The sequence below is a fragment of the Tissierella pigra genome, from assembly GCF_009695605.1.
GTDB lineage: Bacteria > Bacillota > Clostridia > Tissierellales > Tissierellaceae > Tissierella > Tissierella pigra.
In genome coordinates this window covers 12213-31051 of the sequence record NZ_VUNQ01000018.1, presented here as the reverse complement: position 1 = coordinate 31051, position 18839 = coordinate 12213, and the positions used below count along the sequence as shown (strand labels likewise).

Here is an 18839-nt window from a genome sequence, read left to right as displayed (position 1 = left end):
CACTCTATTGGTACTGTTGATACTTTTCTAGATTTTTTTGTTTTCTATTATTCCACATTTGTATGATTAATGATGGCATTAGCCATTTTCTCCATATAAATTAGTTTACCATTAGGTGTATAAGCCATGTCATACTGTTCATTGTTCAAACCATAGTATATATTCCCATTTCTCACAGCTTTCTGGTTTTGCCAAGTGGGACTATTCACCGTATCTCCAACCTTCCCATCATCACTGAAGAAAAAAATATGGTCTGCATCAATTTTTGAGAAATATTCTGCATCCACCACTTCTCCCCAAACACCTTCAGGGGTGCCGGCAGAAGCAGGAAGCTTCATTGCATCAAATATGAGTTCTCCCGGACCACCTGTTCTATAAACATAATAGGACCCGAAATGGACTGAATTAGCTTCTATGACTGCAAAAGTTTCATCTCCTACTACTTCCTTTACCATTTTGGCAAATTCTATAGCCTTTTCATCATAATTTTCAAGCCAGTTGTCTACAATTTCCTCTTTACCAAACCACTCTCCCAACTGCTTAAATCGCCCCTTCCAGTTAACGAAGCTCATATCATCACTAAGCATAACTGTAGGTGAAATAGCTTTCAGCTGTTCATATACCTTTTCATGGCGAATGTTCATGATAATCAGGTCTGGTTTAAGCTCTGCAATTTTCTCAAGATTGAGATCTCCTGATGCTCCAGAATAATTTCCTACTGTTTCTACCTTATTTTCCATAAAATATTTCTGAAGGTAGTCTGGCACCGTTACACTATCAAACATGCTGGTATTTGCTGAGGCAATAAATGGCATTTCCAAAATAATAAGCTCATCTGCTGATCCCGAAACATCCACTATACGCTCTGGATTAGCAGGGATTTCAACATCACCCTTCATATCCTTTACTATAATAGTCTCTCTACCTTGGTTGACAGGATCTGTAGGTTTGCCTGATGTCTGTGAATTATTATTCTCTGTAGAGCATGCTGTCATTAAAATCACCAAAATAAGACAAATTGGTATAATAAATTTTTTATTCATTTAAATCCTCCTCTTTGTTATCATATCTTAGTTAGTCTAGGCTAACATTAATTAGTATATTAAAAAAACATCTTTCTTTCTGCCCCTAGAGGGATTTTCTTTATCTCTAGACGGAATTCTACTATTATAAAAGCTTTAAATTTTTATACAGATTACCATCAGTCACAATCAAATTTGACTTTACTAGCATAAAATCTAACTCTTGACTAGTTAGCAATGACTAACTATAATGGAAATAGATAGTGTGTCGTCTATTTTACTTTTTAGTAGATGATGAAAAGATGTAGGAGTGATAAAATGTCGTATTTACCCTTAAAATTTGAATCTTCCAATATATTTGCAAGAAAAATCATTACTGTAAGACCAGATGTAAATATCATGATTTCCTCAGGCATATTACCAGATAAAGCAGAGAGAAAATCCGGAACTACATCGCCTATATTTGAATTAAGTTATAGCAGAAAAAATCATATTTTTGGAGAAGTAAATAACACCCCTGTTGAACTTCGACCAGGTTATTCATCTTTAGGTTTTCTAGGACAAACTAATTGTCATTCTAAGTATGATAGGGATGAGGAAATAAATTTATACTCTATTTGGGTTAGCTCCAGTGCCTTTGACCACTTCTGTGAGTCGGTTTGCGGCAAAAACAATATCGGTTTTAGCTCATTTCAAAAGGGTACATACTATTGCTACGATTTCAAAAGTGATGTACGAGAGGAAAGCATTTTAAAAAAGCTAGATTTATGTTTTGCTAATGGATCAGACAATCTCAACAAACTGTTACTTGAAAGCTATATTTTAGAGCTGATGTCCATAAATATCAAAAGATTACTTTGTGAAGATTGTTCTAAGAATCTCCCTAATCAACTGTCAAAAACTGATATGGAGTGTTTGATGTATGCCCGTGAAATTTTATTAAATAGATTAGAATATCCTCCCACATTACTAGAATTATCCCGCATAATTCACATGAATGATTGTAAGTTAAAACGTTCATTTAAACAATACTTTGGAAAAACAGTATATGAGTTCATCCGTGAACAACGGTTTGAAAAAGCTTTCTCTCTACTTGAAGGTGGAAAACATAATGTGAGCGAAACAGCTTTTGCTATAGGATATTCAAATGTAAGCCATTTTTCAAAAACATTCAAAGAAAGATTTGGAATTACTCCACGGGATTTATGCAAATAGGAAAATCTCAACTATATGTAAAGTAAAGGGTAGCTTTGAAATAAAACTAAAGCTACCCTTTTGACCATGCAGTTCAAATGAAATATATGCTATACCTCATCTAAGAAAACGAAAGTGGGAATCTGTATACCTTCGTAAGTAGTATATAGTGTTTGAGAACGAACGGAAAAATACTTTTTGATATTTGTGTCTATCATTACCTCCTGTACAGCTCCTTCTTGGTAATCATTATCCCCTAATAAAAAACACTTGTTAGCTATCCTAATTGCATGATTGGGATAGTGGGTATTGATGATGCAGGATATATTTTGCTCAGAAACAACATTCTTTATCAGCTTCAATAACCTTAATTGATTGCGAAAATCTAAATGGGCTTCTGGCTCATCTAATATCAGAAGCTGTGGTGAATTTACCAATGCCCTTGCGACAAAAACAAGCTGTAATTGTCCACCACTTAATTCATTACAGGGTTTATCTCTCAAATCCTTAATACCTATACGCTCTAAAATATCATCCGCTTTTTGATAATCTTTATTCTGTGGAACTGCAAAATATGAATTGTGTCCTACTTTTCCAAATACAACCATATCCCGAACAGAATATGAAAATGAGGATTTATGTGCTTGTGGAACATATCCAATCTCAGCAATGGGTTTGTTGTTGCCGCTTTTTTGCCCGGCAACGATAGAATAACCGCTTTTCCATTTCAATATCCCAGCAATACATTTAATCAATGTTGTTTTTCCAACTCCATTACGACCCATGACAGCCATGATTTCACCTGGGTCCATTTTAAAATTGACGTTTTCCAATATAGGTGTCTTTTGATTATAATAAAATGTTCCATCTTTGACCTCTAACAATATCTACATTCCTCCTTTGGATTGCCTATAAATTACTGCAAAGAAAGGGGCTCCAATTAATGCAGTTAAAATTCCAATAGGTATTTCTGCTAGTGTTAGATTCCTTGCTATGCTGTCAACCAGTATCATAAATATCGCACCCATTAAACAAGATACCGGAAGTAGTCTGCCATGATTACCACCTACAATTCGTCTGCATATATGAGGAATAACAAGACCGATCCAACCAATTATGCCTGATACCGTCACACAAGCTGCAGTTACCAATGTGGAGAAAAAAATTATATTCCAGCGTGTACGGTTTGGATTGATACCCATTGTATAAGCATCCTCATCTCCAAGGGATAATAAGTTGATTTTCCAGCGTAGAGCCAACAAGCCTATAATACCTATTGATGCGGGAATAATTGAAATCTTTATATGGGTGTATGTGGTATTAGAGAAACTCCCCATAAGCCAAAATGTTATTGCAGGTAGTTTATCTCCAGTATCAGCCACATATTTTACAAGTGATGTAAGTGCATTGAAAATTGATGATACTATAATACCAGATAATATAAGGGATAACGTTTCTGTACGACCTTGTCCACCTGCAAGAAAGAACACCAGTAGGATACTGGAAATACCAAAAACAAAAGGAAGTAAAGACGAAATCACACTGTCGTCAGAAAAAAGTAGTATTCCTAAAGCCGCACCAAATCCAGCACCTGCACATACTCCCAATAAGTCAGGGCTTACCAACGGGTTTTGAAATGTCCCCTGTAAGGCGGCACCAGATATTGATAATCCGGCACCCACCAATCCAGCTAATAATATTCTCGGCAGACGTACATTGATTAATACATGATCCATAATTTTAAGCGTATCGTCATAGGTTCCATTTATTCGATTTTTAATTACATTACCAATATCTACTAAGCTAATTTTATATCTTCCAAAAACCATAGAACCAACTATTACCAGTACCAGCAAAATGCAAAGAAAAGTTATAATTATTAAATATTGATTTCTGACAGTTCTATCCATAGCTATTTAATGTCCCTTAAATTCAAAATCATGTCCATATTTTCCTCTGTCAAAGTGACATTATGTAGTCTTCTATAATATCCAGATAATTCACTACGAAACTCTTCTTCGCCATATAGTTCAGGATATGCCTTCGAAATCAACCATAAAGGCATTAATGGAGAATCTGCACAAGGTGCACCCCATGAATAAGCTGTCTGCGGAATATCATAGATAGCTTGATTTTCCCAAGCCTCTAAAAGTGACCAATCTTGTCCTTCTATGCTATTGTTCAAATACCTCTGTGCTGGTACATTGTGGAATACAAAAATAATATCTGGATCCCACTCATAAATTTGTTCCATATCCACCTCGGCGGTTCCCTCTATACTGGTTGCTACATTTACTATACCAGCCTTTTCAAAAAAACTTTCTGCATAAGAATCAAAGGAGCTGCTGCCAGCCGCAACTAAACTACCACCAACATTGCTAAACACCCACAAACCGCGTTTTGGTTCTTTAGTCTGTCCTACCAAGATTTCTTCAACTTTTGTGTCAAAATACTCCCATTCTGTTTCAAGGCTTTCACCGCCATCCGTTTCAAATATCTCTCGTAATAAATTATCCCAAGCAACCGTTACATCTTTAGGGTCGATTAATTTAGGAGAAAAGAAATTGATAATAGGAAGTCCAATATTTTCAAGACCTTTCCTCTGATTTTCACCATAATAAAGAATAATATCCGGATTTAGTGCCAAAAGTGCTTCAGTATTGATAGAAAAATCATCCCCTACAAAAGTTGTTTCAATATCTTTATAATTGGGAAATAACTTTTTCATAACATCTTCGTTAGAATATACAAAAGCTTTTGGGCTAAGGCCTACAATCATATCTGTATCAGGTATAACTTCAAGCAAAACTGAAGTAACTGGCGGTGTAATAACAACAACATGCTCAATTTCCGATACTGGAGGAATTTCTACTTCATTGCCTCCCAAGTCTATTATTGTCCTTGTGTGAGATTGTGTATCTTCATCTGATTTATTGTTCGTGGCTTTCGCAATTGTTTCAGTTTGATTGATTTCTTGCTGTGTATCACTGCCACATCCAGTCAACGAGTATAACATTACAATAGCCAGCAGTAAAATAATAATTTGTCTTTTCATTTCCCCCTCCTATTTTATACATATTTTACGCATGATTTTGAATTAAATTATTTGCATGTTCTAAAAATCCCTTAATTGCCTCTAATTGATCACTAGGTAATCCTTCTACATAGTCAAATAAGGCTTTATCATGCAGATTGTGATATTTTTCATGATACTCATAGGCTAGTTGCCCCTTTTCTGTCAAAAATAATTTATGACGTTTTCTATCTTCATCATCCTGCTCTTTTATTACAAATTCCCGCTCCTCTAATTTAAGTAGCGTTTTATGAACAACAGCACGGGTAATACCAAAACGTCTGGCAATCTCTGAACTAAAAATACCTGGATAATCACCAATCATCTTTATAATATGGATTTCACCTCGATAAAAGATCATGTCCTCGCTTCCAAAATCCAATACATTTGTTCTGCTATTTGCAATATTCTCTGTAAGGGTAATAAAAGCATTTATAACCTCATTTCCTAATCCTTCCATACATACTACACCATCACTTTCTTATAAAGATAACCTTGAAATCTCTCAGATTGGATTGAATGAACAAGTTGAAGTCTTCCCTTGTTCAGTGCAGTTTCAACTCGATTTCTTGTTGGAGAAGGCTTAATCCCATTCATAACTATTATTATCCTTATCAATATAATTGCATGATGAAAGCGCAAGTAAAAACAACTCTACATTTTGTTCATCATATCCTGTTTCATTAGCAATTTCTGCTACCGTTGTTGGTTTATCCAAGTAAGAAAAAATATCTAATTTTATGGATTCAAACAAAAGCTGTGCAGCTTGATATTGATTAAGAACTTGATAATAGATATTTAGGGTAATCTGTGCATGCAATTTAACACCTTCTTTCCTAAGTTAGTTCTCGCTAACTATATTTGTATACATAGCATACAATAAAAACAATCGTATGTCAAGCATACAATTGTTTTATAAAATTACTACCTATTCTCTAATAAAATAAAAATAGTATCTTATCTATAAATTATCACTATTATCTTCCAAAATTCTTTTTAAACCTTGGAAAGTTTCATCACTGATTACATGTTCTATTTTACATGCATCTTCTTCTGCAATTTCATGCGATACTTTAACTATGGTGGTAAAGAATTCTGTTAAAACTTTGTGTTTTTCATAGATATCTTTAGCAACCCTAGTACCCTTCTCTGTTAATTCAATATAACCACTGTCATCTACTAATATATAGCCATCATCCTTTAAAATTCCTATTGCACGACTTACACTAGGTTTACTAAAGTTTAATTCCCTTGCTATATCTATAGATCTAACTTGACCATTACGCTTCCTTAAAACTAAAATGGTCTCTAAATACATTTCTCCTGATTCATACATATTTTTTACCTCCATACTACTTTTATACAATAATCATATCAAAGATTTATAAAAAAGACTAGGTACAATATCAGTGTATCAATTCCATATATTGTGTAGTTTCAACAAAATATAATACCTTATCTGTTTCCTGATGCAATTATTCTATACTCATTTGGCAGTATTCCCGTACTCTTACGAAATAATTCTGAAAATCTACTGGCACTATTATAGCCTACGGTCTGTGCTATTTGATTTATAGTTAAATCTGTACAGCTTAGAAGATATTCTGCCTTACTCATACGCCGATGCTGAATATATTTAGTAATAGTACATCCATGAAGTAGTTTAAAAGAAGTTTTCAGCTTTGTTGTTCCCATACAGGCAATTTTTGAAAGTTGATCTAATGTAATATCAAAAGCATAATGGTCGTCTATATATGCAGTAACAGATAAGAGAAGCTCCTTGTCCTTTGCAGATAAAGTAATTTGCTTTTGACTATCCTGTTTTCTTTGACGTTCTACCACAAGTGCTACTGCCTCAGTCACCTTTGCATCATAAAATAGTTTTGCTGCAATGCCCTCTCCTCGATAATTTTTTATCTGCATAAGAAGCATTACCATTTCAGGGAAATCATCTGTTTCATCTATGCTCTGAAAGGCATCATATGGACTTTTATATTCTCCAAGATAATGTTTTTCCAGATATTCCTCATAATATGAAGGAAAGATTTCTATTCCTGTACTGTAAATGGGGATTCGTTTATGTATATTAGCCTTAAAGGGCTTATCCCCACCAATAAAGGTCTTCACACAATTTGCTTCCAGTCTATTATATGGTATCAGTTCTTCCCCTGAAATAGATTCATAATATGTTATACTTAAACATCTGGGGACACTCATCTCAACAATCTTATCCTCATGAAAAGAAAAATCATGAATCTTTATACAATATAAATTTTTCTGCTCATATATCCAGTATTGCCCTGTTCCTATAGAATCTGACAGCTCCCAACATTTCCCCATAACACAAAAATCACCTTTGTTTTCAACAGGTAAAAAACCTCTATTTGTAAGTAAAGGGTCATAATATTCATTTATTATATTTTTCATTTCTATTATTCCTCCTATCACGATTGGACGAAAATATATCACGAAAAGACTAATACATTCTATAACTATTGTATAATAGCTTCCTTTGAATTACAATGATTTTTAGTTAGTCATGACTAACTAAAAATTTCAAGCAAAGGAGTTATTTTATGAATCACAAATCAATTAAAAAAAGCCTTACAGTAAAAGATCTTGTAACCTGTGGTATTTTTACTGCACTATTTTTCGTTTTTACTATGGTAGGAGGCATGTTCTTTGCTCCTAATCCTATACTGACATTCTTGATGCCCAGTGCTTTAGCATTGCTTACAGGTCCCATATATTTACTACTTCTAGGAAAGGTTCCAAAACACGGACCTACTATAATTCTTGGAACTATTATGGGCTTCATGATATTTATTACAGGAATGTATTGGATGTGGGCAGTATTTTATATTCTTCTGGGGATTGCAGCAGATTTAATTGCAGGGGCAGGAAGGTTTAAAAGCAATAAGTTGAACATATTGAGCTTCCTCATATTCTCTATGAATCCCATTGGATCTTATATGATGCTATGGATAAATCGGGAATCGTATTTTTCCTATATGCTGGGTAAAGGTACTGAACAATCCTATGTGGAGATTATGGGTGCCACTGCACAGGGATGGATGCTCCCTGCTATGATTATTTCCATTATCATTTGTGGACTTATTAGCTGCTTGGTAGGTAAAAAACTTCTCAAGAAACAATTTAAAAAAGCAGGTATGATTGCATGAAATCTATGCTGAAAATAGGAGCTAAAAATAAAGGACTTTTACACCTTGATCCACGCACAATGTTATTACTCCTTGTTATGGGCAATCTGGCAGTATTTATTATGCCTTCCGTTAAAGGGGAAATTTTACTTACAGTTATGATATTAATTCTTGGATTATTATGTGGTGTTTATGGTTTTTCATTTAAACTTGCTTTAATATATTTTGCATTTTTAGGAATTGATTATATATGTATGACTGTATTTAATTCCCATCTTTCAAATTATATTGCATTATTTGTAAGGTTTATAAGGAAGGTACTGCCCTGCGGGATGCTGGGAGGAATACTTATAGGTACGACTCGTGTCAATGAATTTATGGCGGCTCTCTCTAGAATGAATATACCAAAATCTGTTTTAATACCTTTAACGGTAATGCTTCGTTACTTTCCTGCAATTGGTGAAGATACAAAGAAAATAAAAAATGCCATGAAAATGCGTAATGTTACACCAGGATTTTTGGGATTTATAAAGAACCCTGCTCGTACAATAGAGTGCATATATGTGCCTATTATGATGTCTGCATCTCGCCGTGCAGATGAACTTTCTGCTGCCTCTGTAAGTCGTGGAATAGAGAACCCACTAAAGAGAACAAGCATACAAGAAATTCGTTTTCGTACTGTAGATGCAATTTGCGTCCTTGCTGCTCTATTATATTTAATATTTATTTGGAGGATCTAAAATGATTAAACTTAAAGATGTATCTTTCACCTATCAAGGCTCTGATGGTAATAATTTATACGATATAAACCTTCATATTAAAAAAGGTGAATGTGTTTTAATAAGTGGTAAAAGCGGATGTGGGAAGACCACAATTCTTAGGCTTATAAACGGGCTTATACCTAATTTCTATATGGGAAAGCTATCAGGTAGTATAATGGCTTGCAATATGGATATATCTGTATCACCTTCATATAAAATAGCTGAAAAAATAGGTATGGTTTATCAAAATCCAAGGAGTCAATTTTTTAATATCGATACGGACAGTGAAATTGCCTTTGGAATAGAAAATTTATCTTATCCTAGAAATGAGCTTTTGAGACGTGTAGATAAGACAATCAAAGATATTGGATTACAGAATATTATGGGACGCGGAATATTTGAATTATCTGGTGGTGAAAAGCAAAAGGTTGCCTTTGGCTCTATATATGCTATGGAACCTGAAATCTATCTCTTAGACGAGCCATCGGCAAATTTAGATACCAAATGTACAGAACAGCTGCGTCAGCGACTTAAACTTCTAAAAAAGCAGGGGAAAACCATAGTCATAACGGAGCATCGGTTATATTATCTGCAAGATATTGTAGATCGTGTTGTTTATATGAATAAAGGAAAAATTGAAAACTGCTTTACATCTAAGGAATTTTTTTCTCAAAGTGAGGAAAAAAGAAAAAGATTAGGGCTTCGGGGTTTTGATTTTTCACTGATAGATATACAGAATAATTTATTATCTAAAGAAACTATATTTGAACTTCAAAATATCAGTACAGGATATGGAAAAAAAGTAGTTATTCAAGATATGACAATTGGAGCATCACAAGGAGAAATCATTGGAATTACAGGACATAACGGTGCAGGTAAATCCACATTGGCAGAAACTATCTGTGGTCTAAGAAAACCTATTTCTGGACAACTTATGTGGAAGGGAAAACCTATTAGTGAAAAACAACTGCTAAAGCTATCTTATATGGTTATGCAGGATGTAGATTACCAGCTTTTTGCAGATAGTGTAGAAAATGAGTGTACCTATGGGATGGATAATGTGGAAATAGAAAAGGTATTAAATACCCTTAAAACCTTAAATCTATTGGAATTTAGAGAAAAACATCCTGGAACTCTATCAGGAGGACAAAAGCAGCGCCTTGCTGTGGCAGTCAGTATGATCTGTCAAAAGAAAATTCTTATCTTTGATGAACCTACCAGTGGACTTGACCTTGAAGGTATGATAAAAGTAACAGATCTTTTAAAAAAGTTGGCTGAGATGGGTAAGGTTATTTTCGTCATTACCCATGATTATGAATTTATTACAGAGGTATGTACTAGGGTTGTTCGTATTGATGAAGGAACCCTATCTTTTGATCTACCTTTAAATATAAACAATAAAAATGAAATTGCAAGACATTTTATTTGCAATTCTTTAGAAAGTGAGGCTTAAAACTATGAAAAATAACAAACAGAATCCTATTTCTTTATTGATGAAATGGTCTGGTAAAAATAAAGTGTATTTGTTTGCAGCAGTTTTATCTTCCTTCCTAAGCGGACTTTGTACCATAATTCCATACTATGGAATTTATCGCTTAATAGAAGCAGTATATATGAATACCTGTACAGCAGAGACACTTGTCCATTATGGAGTAATCATTACTGTAGGTATTGCTGGACGATTTATGCTATTTGGCATATCTGGTATATTATCCCACCGTGGAGCCTATAATGCTTTATTCAGAGTAAGGTGTATGGTGTCAGAACATATGGCTAAAATGCCCTTAGGTGTACTAAATGAGAGGAATACAGGAGAGATTAAGACTATACTTAATGAAAATATAGAAAAATTAGAGCTGTTTCTAGCCCATAATCTTCCAGAGTTTATATTCTATATTACTGGTCCTATTGCTATTTTCATCTACTTATGTACTATAAACCTGCCTCTTGCACTTATGAGCCTTGTACCAATGGTACTTGCCTTTGTAATTATGGGTGTAATGTTTAGTAATGCTTCGTCTCTTATGGATAAAGGGAATAAAGCCATTGCTTCTTTAAATGCTGCAGTTATTGAGTACATAGGAGGTATGAAGCTGGTTAAGGCATATAATATGGGAAGCAGTTCATTTAAGAAATATTCAAAAGCCGTATCAGATGAACATGAGGTATGGACTATAATGTCTAAGAAAATGGGACCGCCTTATGCCTCCTTTGTTGTTATTCTGGAGTGTGGAATTCTTTTTATGGTACCTATGGGTGGATTTTGGTTCTTGAAAGGTTCTATTAGTGCAAGTGTATTTATACTCTTTGCCTTTGTAGGCTCACTTTATTTAACGGAAATCAGACCTTTACAAGAGCTTGGTTCCAGTTTTGCACAGGTGTTAAATGCAGTTCATCAGGTAGATAAGATTTTGAAGGAGCCTATATTTTCAGGAGGAAGCTCATTTCCCAAAAAACATAATATTGAAATCAGAAATGTATCATTTTCCTACGATGGAGAGACAGATGTACTTCAAAATTGCAGTATAGAAATTGCAGATGGAGAAAGTCTTGCAGTTGTAGGTCCTTCAGGTGCAGGAAAAACCTCTCTTGTTCAGCTTATTGCTCGTTTTTATGATGTGACAAAGGGTGATATTTTTATAGGGGGTAAGAATATAAAGGATATTGATTATGAAGAGCTTCTCCAGAAAATATCAATTGTATTTCAAAAAAGCTTTTTAACTAGGGGAAGTGTTTTGGAAAATATTCGCATGGGAGAAAAGGCAAGTATTGAGGAGGTACGAGAGGCAGCAAGAAAGGCACAGATTGATGATTTTATCATGAGTCTGCCTATAGGCTATGATACTCTTGTTGGAAGCTATGGTTCCCGTTTTTCTGGTGGTGAAAAACAGCGTATTGCCATAGCAAGAGCAATCCTTAAAAATGCACCTATTCTTATTTTAGATGAGGCAACTTCTGCAGCCGATCCAGAAAATCAAGCAGAAATAGATATGGCAATAAAAAATCTATGTAAAGGGAAAACGGTCATTATCATTGCCCATCGCTTGAGTATTGTAAAGGACTGCCATAGAGTAGCTATAGTTGACAACCATACAGTTTCTTCCATAGGTACCCATGATGAGGTACTTAAAAATAGTGAATACTATTCTAAGGCATGGAAAGATTATAATGCTGCAAGAAATATTTCTTACACAATGAAGGGAGGCAAAGCCCATGCAAACTAAGGCAGTAATGAAGAAGAACCCAAGTTTCAGATTATCTATTTTGCTGAATCTTATAGAAGGACTGATTTCTGGCTGTAATTTTATTGCTATTTATGGAGCTATACAACTTCTCTGGTCAGATAGTATGGATTTCAAATCAATACTTATTCTAACAGCTTTTGTAGCTGGAATATTTATTCTTCGTTTGATTATTTATAGTGTTGGTTACACAAAGGGACAAATAGGTGGTGCTATGGTAAGTAAAAATATTCGACTATTTTTAGGAGATAAATTAAAAAGAATACCTCTTTCACGATTTACAAAAACTCAGACAGGAACCTATATCAATGGTACAACTGCCGATGTAAACAACTATGAAAATATTCTTACCCATAAAATAGGTGATATTTTGAAGAATATTGTACTTATGCTTATGGTTATTGTATATATAAGTACCAAGCATCTGCCCTCAGGCATGGTTTTACTGGCTGCATTTTTATTGCTTATTCCTGCATTGGCTTTGTCATTTTTATGTGTCCGTATCTATGGGAATAAAAAGAACATTATTTCTGTTGAAAACGTCAGCAGTATTACAGAATATATTACAGGAATACAAACCATGCGTGCTTATGGCTTTGGAGGAGAGAAAAATAAAACAGTTACTAATGCTATGAAGGATTACAGTGATATTAGCTTTGTATATGAATTAGTTGTAATTCCCATAGGTGTAGGATTTAATATCCTTCAATGGCTTACATTTCCTTTAGTTATTTTGCTTTCGGGAAGAGCTTGTCTTCAGGGAGTTATTCCAGTTGCCGACTTTGTGATGCTTTCTCTTATTCCCCTGTTTATATGTAGACTGAATGGTACATTGTTTATCGATTTGACTTCCTATAAAAATCTTATGATTTCAAAAAAACGTATTGCAGATATTATTGAAGAGAAGGAAGAAATTGCAAATAATAATGACTTTTCTCCTACATCCTATGAAATAGAGTTTGATGGTGTTAATTTTTCCTATGTAGAGGGAGAGTCTGTATTAAAAAATATTAGCTTTGTGGCAAAGGACAAAAAGCTTACTGCAATTGTTGGAGCATCAGGATCGGGAAAATCTACAATTTTGAATTTGCTTTCCAAATACTATACTCCTCACAATGGAAGTATAAAAATTGGAGGTCTGCCAATAGATAGCATAGCTTCTGAAAAAGTACTTTCTTATATATCACAAGTAGACCAAGATGTATTTTTGTTTAATGATTCAGTTAAAAATAATATACGATATGCAAGACCAACAGCAACTGATGATGAAATAATAGAAGCTTGCAAACTTGCAAACTGTCATGACTTTATTATGAATATGCCTCAAGGATATGATACACCTGTGGGGGAAAACGGTAATCGCCTTTCAGGGGGAGAGCGTCAGCGTCTTTCCATAAGTAGAGCAATACTCAAGAATAGCCCCATAATTTTACTTGATGAGGCCACAGCATCTCTTGATATTGAAAATGAGCTTGCTGTAAAACAAGCAATAGTAAACCTTTTAAATGCGGAAAGAACTGTAATTATGATTGCTCACACCCTTTCAGTAATCAAAAATGCAGATAACATTATTGTAATTGATAATGGTCAAGTAGTAGAGCAGGGAACTCATGAAGAACTACTGGAAAACAAGGAAAAATACTATTCCATGTGGAATGTGGGGGAATAAAAACACGAGAAAGTATTGAGATAAGATGACTTCATGGAAATTAGTAGATTTCCATGAAGTCACCTTTAACTCAAAGCCCCTTCAACTTTGTTATTTTACCTATTACTTATCTATCAACACCATCATCTCATAAAGATTTAAATGATAATATCTCAAACTTTAATCCCAGCACCTCTACTTTTACGGTATCGAATAAGATGTCATTAGTAGTTTGTAGGATTCCAACTATTCTGCCATGGAAACAAAAGTAACCGTGCCTAATGTTTCGGGGATCATTTAATCTTTTTAGGATTACTTGGAAACCATCCCTTTTCTACCCTCTTTACCTGTTCAAAAATTTCATGAATGCTCCATAGTAGGGAAAATCCAAGTACAGCTAAAAGAGATGATATAATTGTATTCTCTGAAAATAGGGAAAAACAAATGAAAACTAACCCTCCTATTAAAAATAAAGGCCAGGCTTTTACACCGATATAATATTCAGTTTTTATTACAACTGGATGCAAAATCCCAATTATTAAAAATGCTCCTACACCTATGATTACTCCATCAAAAGACATATATATGCTCCTTTCATAGTACCTACTACTGATTCTCACCTCCAGATAACTCCTCTTTTTTCCACCTCTTTAATTTTATTATCAAGTCCTTTAAAGTATGCCTGACTTTAAATCTCGTACAGTCCCTTTTTTATACATATTTTACGCATGATTTTGAATTAAATTATTTGCATGTTCTAAAAATCCCTTAATTGCCTCTAATTGATCACTAGGTAATCCTTCTACATAGTCAAATAAGGCTTTATCATGCAGATTGTGATATTTTTCATGATACTCATAGGCTAGTTGCCCCTTTTCTGTCAAAAATAATTTATGACGTTTTCTATCTTCATCATCCTGCTCTTTTATTACAAATTCCCGCTCCTCTAATTTAAGTAGCGTTTTATGAACAACAGCACGGGTAATACCAAAACGTCTGGCAATCTCTGAACTAAAAATACCTGGATAATCACCAATCATCTTTATAATATGGATTTCACCTCGATAAAAGATCATGTCCTCGCTTCCAAAATCCAATACATTTGTTCTGCTATTTGCAATATTCTCTGTAAGGGTAATAAAAGCATTTATAACCTCATTTCCTAATCCTTCCATACATACTACACCATCGCCTTCTTATAAAGATAACCTTGAAATCTCCCAGATTGGATTGAATGAACAAGTTGAAGTCGTCCCTTGTTCAATGCAGTTTCAACTCGATTTCTTGTTGGAGGAGGCTTAATCCCATTCATATAGCCTGAAAGCCAACCTAATATATTATCCTGAGTATAACCTTCTTTATCTGAATATCGTCCTATTAAAAGGAGATATCCGTTATCCAGTAGAGCGTCTGAGATTTTTGATATAAAACTATCTAAATCACCTGTGGCAAAGTCCAATATACCAGAAGCTATAACCATATCATAAGAGTTTCCAATCTCATCAGTATTGAAATCCCCCACCAAAATTGAAACTCTGTCCTCCATATTGTGTTGGCTAATAATCTTCTCAGTTGTAACTGCTACATTGGGAAATTCGAATACATAAGCTTTGCTGTTGAGATAGTTTTTAGCAAATTCAATTGCCAGTATTCCAGAACCTCCGCCTAAATCAAGTATTTTATACTTCTTGTTCATGTCCGTAAAAATAGTCTTAATTTCTGAAACAAAACTATCTACTCGACCGGTAGCGTACATTTCAGGAACAGTAACTTCTGCTAAAGTTGCAAAATCATATCCAATTCCAGCTTGTTTTTCAGAACCATACTTAACTTTGTTTCCAATATCATAAAGCGAAGTCATGGTTTCACGAAATAGAATTGTTTCCCCCATATAATAGGGACTTTTCTTTGATAAATATTCTGCTCCAATCTTTGTATTACAATAACTGTTGTTCTCTTTACCAATATAGTTACATGATAGAAGTGCAAGTAAAAGCAATTCTACATTTTGTTCATCATATCCTGTTTCATTAGCAATTTCTACTGCTGTTGTTGGTTTATCCAAGTAAGAAAAAATATCTAATTTTATGGATTCAAACAAAAGCTGTGCAGCTTGATATTGATTAAGAACTTGATAATAGATATTTGGAGTAATCTCTGTACCCAATTCAACACCCTCTTTCCTTTATTAGCTTTCGCTAATTATATTTGTATACATAGCATACAATTAAATTAATAATATGTCAACCATACAATTATCTTATATTAAACCACTAACTATTCTTTAATAAAATTGTTAACTCAAATACAATGATTTATTCTTCCATATCTCCTAGATGTGAATCCATCTTAAATTATACAAAAGATAATAGTTTATTTTTCAGTGTTTCTATTCGGTCCAAATAAGGATGATCCTTAGGATATACAAAATAATACTCAAGTGGTGGTAATTCATAATCTTCAATTGTTATAGGATAAAGCTCCCCCTTTTCAACTAAAGGTCTTGCGTAGGTGAAAGGCAGGAATGTATATGCTCCATGCTGAATCACCAACGGCACAACTCTAGATGCAATATCAATAGAAAGCCTATATGTATTCTGTTGGTAAAGTAAATCCTCAACATGACTTGCGAAAAGACTTGAATGAAATATATCAAGTGATTTCAACTGTCCAAAGGATATGCCATCTTCATATTTCCTCTTCCTATCAGCTCCAACAAGTACCAACTCATCGGTACACAAAAGAATTGAATCAAATCGACTATAATAACTCGGATGGTGTGCAATTCCACAGTCATATTTACCCGTTACCACACCTTGAATTACTTCATGTGAATGTTTTAGAAACAACCTTAATGTATAAGGAAGTCTCTGGTGTATGCTCTCACTGATAATGCTTTGAAGGTAAGAATCATAGTAAGCGTGAACAGCACTAACCATAAAGTAAGGTGCTTTCATTTTGACCTGGTTTAAAAGCAACTGGGCAGTAGTCTCTACAGTTAGCATTTCTTCAGCATATGCTATCAATTGCTTACCTGATTCGGTCAGTTCCAATGTACCATTTCCTCGAATAAAGAGTTGACAATCAAAAATCTTTTCAAGCTCCATAATGCGATTACTCACTGTAGACTGTGACAAGTGTGATATTTGTGCAGTATGTGTAAAATTTTTTGTCTGTACTACAGACAAAAAAGTTCTCAAGAATTCAGTATTCATTTTTACCTCCTATCGAAATTTTCGATTCCCATCATTAATTTATAGCGTTTGCACAATAGAATATCCATATATTATACTTTAATTAATCCTGACAATTGAAAATCATTATCACTATTATATCACAAATTGTCAGTGTAAATTATAGGAGATGATATGAAATGAAAGTAAAAAATTCAATTACAGAAGGTCCATTGGTGAGCGCTCTTTTCATATATTTTATACCCATATTTTTTGGAAGCCTCATACAACAATCCTACAGTTTTGCTGATGCTTTAATAATTGGACGATACGCTGGTATATCAAGTCTGGCAGCCATCGACGCGACATACGGATATGTAAAACTTCTTATCAACGTTTTTATCACACTTTCCCTTGGTGGAACCGTCTTAATCTCTCAATATTATGGTGCAAAAAAGTTTAAAGAAGTGGATGACACTGTGCATACTTTGATGCTGTTCGCTATTATCGGAGGCTTTATTATCTCTGGTGTGGGTTATATCTGTTCTCCCTATTTTGTATCATTGATGAATGTACCTGAAGATATTTATGAATTTGCCACTTCCTACTTGAGCATCTACTTATTAGGTACTATGTTCGTCTTTGTACTCAATATAGGTTCTGGTATACTTAGAGCAGTTGGAGATACTAAATTTCCCTTCTACCTGCTTCTAATTTCATCAATCATGAACATTTTTTTAGATTTATTATTCATTATAGGATTTGGATGGGGTATTCAAGGGGCGGCCTATTCAACTATATTCGCTCAGGGCTTTTCAAGTATCATGATTCTCCTACGCCTTTCCAGTGGAAAGAGTCCTGTTCAGCTATCTCTCAAGGGTCTGGGCATCAAAATGACTATTCTACTACCTATGCTAAAGCTTGGCATTCCTCTTGGTATACAGTCAGCACTCTATTCCATTTCTAACATCTATATGCAGAGAGGAATTAATTCTTTTGGTACAACTAGCATTGCAGCTTGGGCAATTAATGGTAAACTTGACTTTATAATCTGGTTGATTATCGACACCATTGGGATTACAACAACTACTTTCGTTGCACAAAATTATGGTGCAAACCAAAGTAAGCGAATGAAATCTTCAACAAGGTTGAGTATGTTCATGGGGATTACCATGGTAGGGTTACTGAGTATTGGCATCTATTATAGTGTCGAATATTTATCCAGTATGTTCACAGCCGATAATCATGTGATTGACTTGAGTGTACAGATGTTTCGTATGATTTCTCCCTTTTATGTAATTTTTATTATTAGCGAAGTGCTTTCTGGAGCAATCAAGGGAATCGGTGATACATTTAAACCCATGGTTCTGACTTTGATTGGAACATGTGGATTTAGAATAATATGGATTGTCTATATACTGCCTAAGTCATCTACAGTCATGATGGCCATACTTGGTTATCCCGTGTCGTGGATTATTTCAACAGTAATGTTCTCCATCCTATACTTTTTCACCAGTAGGGGACTTGCTAATTTCGAAGTGGAATCAACTTCATAAATATTATTC

The 18839-nt window shown here is 34.3% G+C and carries 19 protein-coding genes; 7 read left to right on the top strand and 12 right to left on the bottom strand.

Annotation, left to right across the window (positions count from 1 at the left end; all coding sequences use genetic code 11):
- Nucleotides 1–47: 47 nt before the first annotated feature.
- A complete protein-coding gene (locus FYJ83_RS09660; protein ID WP_229768553.1) occupies nucleotides 48–995 on the bottom strand; it encodes an ABC transporter substrate-binding protein in 948 nt (315 codons plus the stop codon).
- Between the two features lie 345 nt (nucleotides 996–1340).
- Between FYJ83_RS09660 and FYJ83_RS09655 the strand changes: the two genes are divergently transcribed.
- Nucleotides 1341–2237, top strand: coding sequence for a helix-turn-helix domain-containing protein (locus tag FYJ83_RS09655; RefSeq protein ID WP_154440120.1), 897 nt, complete (start codon nucleotides 1341–1343; stop codon nucleotides 2235–2237).
- 89 nt (nucleotides 2238–2326) lie between these two features.
- Here the strand turns inward: FYJ83_RS09655 and FYJ83_RS09650 are convergent, their stop codons facing one another.
- The 7 genes from FYJ83_RS09650 to FYJ83_RS09620 all read right to left on the bottom strand — a co-directional run bounded on the left by FYJ83_RS09650 (nucleotide 2327) and on the right by FYJ83_RS09620 (nucleotide 7716).
- Nucleotides 2327–3100: an ABC transporter ATP-binding protein gene (locus FYJ83_RS09650; protein WP_229768552.1), complete on the bottom strand. Its 774-nt coding sequence runs from the start codon at nucleotides 3098–3100 to the stop codon at nucleotides 2327–2329.
- A 3-nt stretch (nucleotides 3101–3103) separates the two neighbouring features.
- On the bottom strand, nucleotides 3104–4126 hold the full coding sequence (locus FYJ83_RS09645; protein ID WP_154440119.1) for a FecCD family ABC transporter permease: 1023 nt from the start codon (nucleotides 4124–4126) through the stop codon (nucleotides 3104–3106).
- A 2-nt stretch (nucleotides 4127–4128) separates the two neighbouring features.
- Nucleotides 4129–5232, bottom strand: a complete 1104-nt coding sequence (locus FYJ83_RS09640; protein WP_229768551.1) for an ABC transporter substrate-binding protein — start codon at nucleotides 5230–5232, stop codon at nucleotides 4129–4131.
- A gap of 64 nt (nucleotides 5233–5296) precedes the next feature.
- Nucleotides 5297–5749: a MarR family winged helix-turn-helix transcriptional regulator gene (locus FYJ83_RS09635; protein WP_154440108.1), complete on the bottom strand. Its 453-nt coding sequence runs from the start codon at nucleotides 5747–5749 to the stop codon at nucleotides 5297–5299.
- Between the two features lie 123 nt (nucleotides 5750–5872).
- Nucleotides 5873–6109, bottom strand: a complete 237-nt coding sequence (locus tag FYJ83_RS09630; protein ID WP_154440117.1) for a methyltransferase family protein — start codon at nucleotides 6107–6109, stop codon at nucleotides 5873–5875.
- A 141-nt stretch (nucleotides 6110–6250) separates the two neighbouring features.
- Nucleotides 6251–6625 (bottom strand): metal-dependent transcriptional regulator, encoded by a 375-nt coding sequence (locus FYJ83_RS09625; protein ID WP_154440116.1) that lies wholly within the window; start codon nucleotides 6623–6625, stop codon nucleotides 6251–6253.
- A 119-nt stretch (nucleotides 6626–6744) separates the two neighbouring features.
- Entirely contained in the window at nucleotides 6745–7716 is a 972-nt protein-coding gene (locus FYJ83_RS09620) for a helix-turn-helix domain-containing protein (protein ID WP_154440115.1), read from the bottom strand.
- 149 nt (nucleotides 7717–7865) lie between these two features.
- On the opposite strand from FYJ83_RS09620, the gene FYJ83_RS09615 reads away from it, so the two are divergent.
- The 5 genes from FYJ83_RS09615 to FYJ83_RS09595 are packed head-to-tail and all read left to right on the top strand — an operon-like array spanning nucleotide 7866 to nucleotide 14122.
- Entirely contained in the window at nucleotides 7866–8471 is a 606-nt protein-coding gene (locus tag FYJ83_RS09615; RefSeq protein WP_154440114.1) for an MptD family putative ECF transporter S component, read from the top strand.
- A 5-nt stretch (nucleotides 8472–8476) separates the two neighbouring features.
- Nucleotides 8477–9190, top strand: coding sequence for an energy-coupling factor transporter transmembrane component T (locus FYJ83_RS09610; RefSeq protein WP_195837973.1), 714 nt, complete (start codon nucleotides 8477–8479; stop codon nucleotides 9188–9190).
- A 1-nt stretch (nucleotide 9191) separates the two neighbouring features.
- The gene (locus FYJ83_RS09605; protein WP_154440112.1) at nucleotides 9192–10664 is read left to right on the top strand and encodes an ABC transporter ATP-binding protein; all 1473 of its coding nucleotides are present in this window, start codon (nucleotides 9192–9194) and stop codon (nucleotides 10662–10664) included.
- 4 nt (nucleotides 10665–10668) lie between these two features.
- Nucleotides 10669–12435 (top strand): ABC transporter ATP-binding protein, encoded by a 1767-nt coding sequence (locus tag FYJ83_RS09600; RefSeq protein ID WP_154440111.1) that lies wholly within the window; start codon nucleotides 10669–10671, stop codon nucleotides 12433–12435.
- Nucleotides 12425–14122: an ABC transporter ATP-binding protein gene (locus FYJ83_RS09595; RefSeq protein WP_154440110.1), complete on the top strand. Its 1698-nt coding sequence runs from the start codon at nucleotides 12425–12427 to the stop codon at nucleotides 14120–14122. The genes FYJ83_RS09600 and FYJ83_RS09595 overlap by 11 nt, the downstream gene beginning before the upstream one ends.
- Before the next feature lie 272 nt (nucleotides 14123–14394).
- Here FYJ83_RS09595 and FYJ83_RS09590 read toward each other — a convergent pair whose 3' ends face one another.
- The 4 genes from FYJ83_RS09590 to FYJ83_RS09575 all read right to left on the bottom strand — a co-directional run bounded on the left by FYJ83_RS09590 (nucleotide 14395) and on the right by FYJ83_RS09575 (nucleotide 17316).
- The gene (locus tag FYJ83_RS09590; RefSeq protein ID WP_154440109.1) at nucleotides 14395–14682 is read right to left on the bottom strand and encodes a DUF4491 family protein; all 288 of its coding nucleotides are present in this window, start codon (nucleotides 14680–14682) and stop codon (nucleotides 14395–14397) included.
- 141 nt (nucleotides 14683–14823) lie between these two features.
- Nucleotides 14824–15276 carry a MarR family winged helix-turn-helix transcriptional regulator gene (locus FYJ83_RS09585; RefSeq protein WP_154440108.1) on the bottom strand — a complete coding sequence of 151 codons (453 nt, stop codon included), beginning with the start codon at nucleotides 15274–15276 and terminating at the stop codon, nucleotides 14824–14826.
- Nucleotides 15277–15281: 5 nt separating this feature from the next.
- Nucleotides 15282–16268, bottom strand: coding sequence for a class I SAM-dependent methyltransferase (locus tag FYJ83_RS09580; RefSeq protein WP_154440107.1), 987 nt, complete (start codon nucleotides 16266–16268; stop codon nucleotides 15282–15284).
- A 187-nt stretch (nucleotides 16269–16455) separates the two neighbouring features.
- A complete protein-coding gene (locus FYJ83_RS09575) occupies nucleotides 16456–17316 on the bottom strand; it encodes a LysR family transcriptional regulator (RefSeq protein WP_154440106.1) in 861 nt (286 codons plus the stop codon).
- A gap of 158 nt (nucleotides 17317–17474) precedes the next feature.
- Here FYJ83_RS09575 and FYJ83_RS09570 point away from each other — a divergent pair, with 158 nt between their 5' ends.
- A complete protein-coding gene (locus tag FYJ83_RS09570; RefSeq protein WP_154440105.1) occupies nucleotides 17475–18830 on the top strand; it encodes an MATE family efflux transporter in 1356 nt (451 codons plus the stop codon).
- Nucleotides 18831–18839: the final 9 nt, after the last annotated feature.